The sequence below is a fragment of the Planktotalea sp. genome (genome assembly GCF_018607965.1).
GTDB lineage: Bacteria > Pseudomonadota > Alphaproteobacteria > Rhodobacterales > Rhodobacteraceae > Planktotalea.
This window is the reverse complement of sequence record NZ_JABBAM010000100.1, coordinates 44,359-47,638: the sequence shown is the minus strand read 5'-3', so window position 1 is coordinate 47,638 and position 3,280 is coordinate 44,359. Positions and strand designations below refer to the sequence as shown.

5 protein-coding genes are annotated in these 3,280 nt (G+C 50.0%); 4 read left to right on the top strand and 1 reads right to left on the bottom strand.

Annotated features, from left to right (window positions below):
• The first annotated feature begins 70 nt into the window (after window positions 1–70).
• Together QZ279_RS09680 and QZ279_RS09675 are read left to right on the top strand one after the other, a co-directional pair.
• Window positions 71–799: a DUF5928 domain-containing protein gene (locus QZ279_RS09680; RefSeq protein WP_366513926.1), complete on the top strand. Its 729-nt coding sequence runs from the start codon at window positions 71–73 to the stop codon at window positions 797–799.
• A 68-nt stretch (window positions 800–867) separates the two neighbouring features.
• The gene (locus tag QZ279_RS09675; RefSeq protein ID WP_293450284.1) at window positions 868–1,335 is read left to right on the top strand and encodes a DUF1203 domain-containing protein; all 468 of its coding nucleotides are present in this window, start codon (window positions 868–870) and stop codon (window positions 1,333–1,335) included.
• Here the strand turns inward: QZ279_RS09675 and QZ279_RS09670 are convergent.
• Complete coding sequence (locus QZ279_RS09670; RefSeq protein WP_293450282.1) at window positions 1,332–2,261, bottom strand: ABC transporter ATP-binding protein; 930 nt, start codon at window positions 2,259–2,261, stop codon at window positions 1,332–1,334. The two genes, QZ279_RS09675 and QZ279_RS09670, sit on opposite strands and share 4 nt — an antisense overlap.
• Window positions 2,262–2,344: 83 nt before the next feature.
• Here QZ279_RS09670 and QZ279_RS09665 point away from each other — a divergent pair, with 83 nt between their 5' ends.
• Both QZ279_RS09665 and QZ279_RS09660 read left to right on the top strand, forming a co-directional pair.
• Entirely contained in the window at window positions 2,345–2,518 is a 174-nt protein-coding gene (locus QZ279_RS09665; RefSeq protein WP_293450280.1) for a zinc-finger domain-containing protein, read from the top strand.
• A 239-nt stretch (window positions 2,519–2,757) separates the two neighbouring features.
• Window positions 2,758–3,280, top strand: a 523-nt coding sequence (locus QZ279_RS09660; RefSeq protein ID WP_293450278.1) for a calcium-binding protein, incomplete at its 3' end; no start/stop codon positions are given.

Below are 3,280 nucleotides of genomic sequence, written 5' to 3'. Positions count from 1 at the left end.
AGGGGTCGTGAATCATATCAGTCCCACAGGCTCAATCAGTTAATGGGTCCTGACCCTAAGGAACGCCTGGGTGCGCTTTTATGCGGCCAAGGATCAGGTTTTCCAGATTTCCAATGAAGGGGCCGGCCTTTTTAAATTTCTTACAGAACGTGGCCGTATTGGTCGGCGTTTCGCGTCACGCTTCTGGGAAACCGAAGCCACGTTAGGGCGAGATCGCGAATTGCTTATCGTGGTTTGCAAAAAGTGGCACGTGGCCAAGCGCTTGGTTGAAAGCATCGCACATGGCACGAACATTCCTGTTGTAGAATATATATTCAACGAAGAAGAAGCCCCCTTGCCCGATCTTGGTGGCTTGCAAAGGACCCTATCCAAACGCCATCGCCATAGACGTGCGCTCGTACGTATGTTGTTTGAATTTTTCGAAACCAACAGACTAATTGTTTGTATGGATCCCGGAAATTTTTACTTACTTGAAGATTTCGGGTCAGATCGGTCCGGCACACGGATCCTAGAGCTTGAGTGCGACTACACAGATGAATTCCTAATTGGTCACTCAAAACGCATCGGACTGGCGGGCGAGCAAACGCCAGAAGAAACGTTGCAAAGGCTTTTACCTACCATTCGTAACGAAATCGCATTTGAAAAAGATCAACTACATGACACGAACTTCGATTCGCTCTTCACAATAAGAGAAGTCGATTCAGCACAAGAAACCGCTGGTCCACTTGCTGAATTTTTGGGGGTCAGTCCCGAAAAAGCACAGCAAATCGCAGATACGCCTTATCTTTTTTCTGACTAAATACGCAGGAAACGGGTCGCTTGGTGCTTTTCACATGTTCATTCTGAATCCCATTGAAAGGAAAGAACATGAGCTATTTAATTTCTGGAATGCCAACGACAGAAGCATCCTATTTTCGAGATGGGGGCGTAGACGCTTACGCCAACACCCCCGAAACAGGCATATCAAGTGGCTCAGGGGTTCCGTGCCGCCATTGCTTGAAAATCGTACCGAAAGGCGAAGGGTATCTTATTTTTGCTTACCGCCCCTTTGGCGCGTTGCAGCCTTATACAGAAACGGGGCCTGTTTTTCTGTGCCAGTTTGACTGCAAAGCGACACCTCAAGAAAACCTGCCCGACGTTTTGCACGCTTCGCCCAATTACCTCATCAAAGGATACACTGCAGACGAGCGTATCAAATACGGCACAGGTGCAATTGTGGCGAAAGAGCAAATCAAAGCGAAACTGAGTGCATTGCTAAATGATGATGCTGTAGCCTTTGTCGATGTGCGATCCGCTCAGAATAATTGCTGGCTCGCACGTGTTACGCGCCCCTAGCGGCTGCGCGTAAGGTCTAGAAACACGTCTTCCAGATCGGCTTGTTCGGTTCTGACGTCACGGATCGTAACACCCGCATTTCGCACCGCTTCAAGAACTGCATCCGCGCTGGTTTTGCTGGCGCGGTAAGTCAAATGCAATGCGCCGCTTGGATCAACGCTCAAATCGATGCCATTGGGAACATCAAATGTAGCGATAGGCGTTTCCGGTTCGATAATCATCGTCTTTTGATCAATGCTGCCCAGCAAATGCGCCGTGGTATCACGCGCGACAACTTGGCCATGATTGATAATAACAATCTCGTCACACATTTCTTCGGCTTCTTCCAAATAATGCGTCGTCAAAACAATCGTCATGCCTTGTTCATTCAGCTTGCGCACATTCGCCCAAAGCATTTGGCGCAATTCAATGTCCACCCCTGCGGTGGGTTCGTCCAGCACAAGAATATGCGGGTGATGAACAAGCGCTTTTCCCAACAACAAGCGCCTCCGCATGCCACCAGACAGCGTTCGCGCATAAGCGTTTGCTTTATCAGTTAGGCCGATGAGTTCGAGAATTTCGTCAGACCGGCGATCCGCTTTTGGGACGCCATACAAACCCGCCTGGACGTTCAAGGCCTCACGCGGGGAAAAGAATGGATCCAGGTTCAACTCTTGCGGCATCACTCCGATAGACGCGCGGGATTGGCGCGGATTCACATCCTGATCAAAGCCCCAGATCGAAACTTTTCCAGACGTTTTCAGCACGAGTCCCGCAAGAATGTTGATCAATGTCGACTTACCAGCACCGTTCGGTCCGAGCAGTCCAAATATAGAGCCTGCTGGAATGTTCAGGTCCACGCCACGCAAGGCTTCTTTAGGCTCAGCGCCTTTGCTTGCAGCATAGGTCTTGCGCAAACCTTGGATCTGAATTGCATCTTGTGTCACGTGGGTTCACTCGCTCTTGCTGAATTTGCGCGCTTGGCTCATAACGCCTCTATCGTGACAGCCGAAAAAAGGGAACACACCCGATGACAACACCTGCACCTGAAACAAAGATCGTCGATAACTTTCGCGTGGCCTGTGATGGTGGCGCTGGTGGACACCCTCGTGTTTGGTTGCAAATCTCAGACCAGCATGGCTGGGTCGAATGCCCCTACTGCGATGCAAAGCTTGTTCACAAAGACTTTGAAGGCAAGGTCTGACGTCAAACACGCTCGGACGTAGCGCCCCTAAAAATCATTCCATTTTTGGGTCAATTTGTTGACACATATAAATTCCATAAGTTCCTCAGAAATTTTATAATTCTGAGGTTAGCCCGTGGAACTTTTTCTTTTACTCATCCCAGTTGTATTGGGTTCAGCTTTCTTCGGCTTTGATTCTTGGGGTGACGAAGATCCAAGTCCGGATGCGCTACCGATGGACTCTGAAGAAGCCGTCGCACATGAAACGACCCCGTTTTTTTGGTGCAGATGGCGACCCAATGACAGGTGACAACCTGAATGATCTTATTTCTGGAACCGTAGGCAATGACATGATGCTTGGGCGCGGGGGCGATGATACACTTTCGGGTGGCGACGGAAGCGACACAATTTCTGGAGGCGATGGTAACGATAGCATTGCTGGTGGCAGCATGGCAAATTCGCTTAATGGGAATGACGAAAATGACTATATAATCGGCGACTCTGGAAACGACATTCTAAATGGCGGCAACGGGCTCGATACGCTCATCGGTGGTGTAGGTGATGACCGCCTCGAAGGCGATAATGGTGCCGATGAACTGTTTGGTGGCACAAACCAAGATACACCCATTGGTGGCGACGGAAATGACACGCTGTACGGTGATGACGGCGATGACCTCCTCGAGGGTCGCTTTGATGACGACAGTCTTCGTGGTGGTGCAGGCGATGACACTTTAATCGGAAACAACGGTGCCGACACCCTTGAGGGTGGCGAAGGCAACGACA

What these genes read in the sequence shown, in the direction of transcription:
- QZ279_RS09665 (WP_293450280.1), top strand. Translation starts at nt 2,345, where the DNA reads ATGACAACACCTGCACCTGAAACAAAGATCGTCGATAACTTTCGCGTG.
- QZ279_RS09675 (WP_293450284.1), top strand. Translation starts at nt 868, where the DNA reads ATGAGCTATTTAATTTCTGGAATGCCAACGACAGAAGCATCCTATTTT.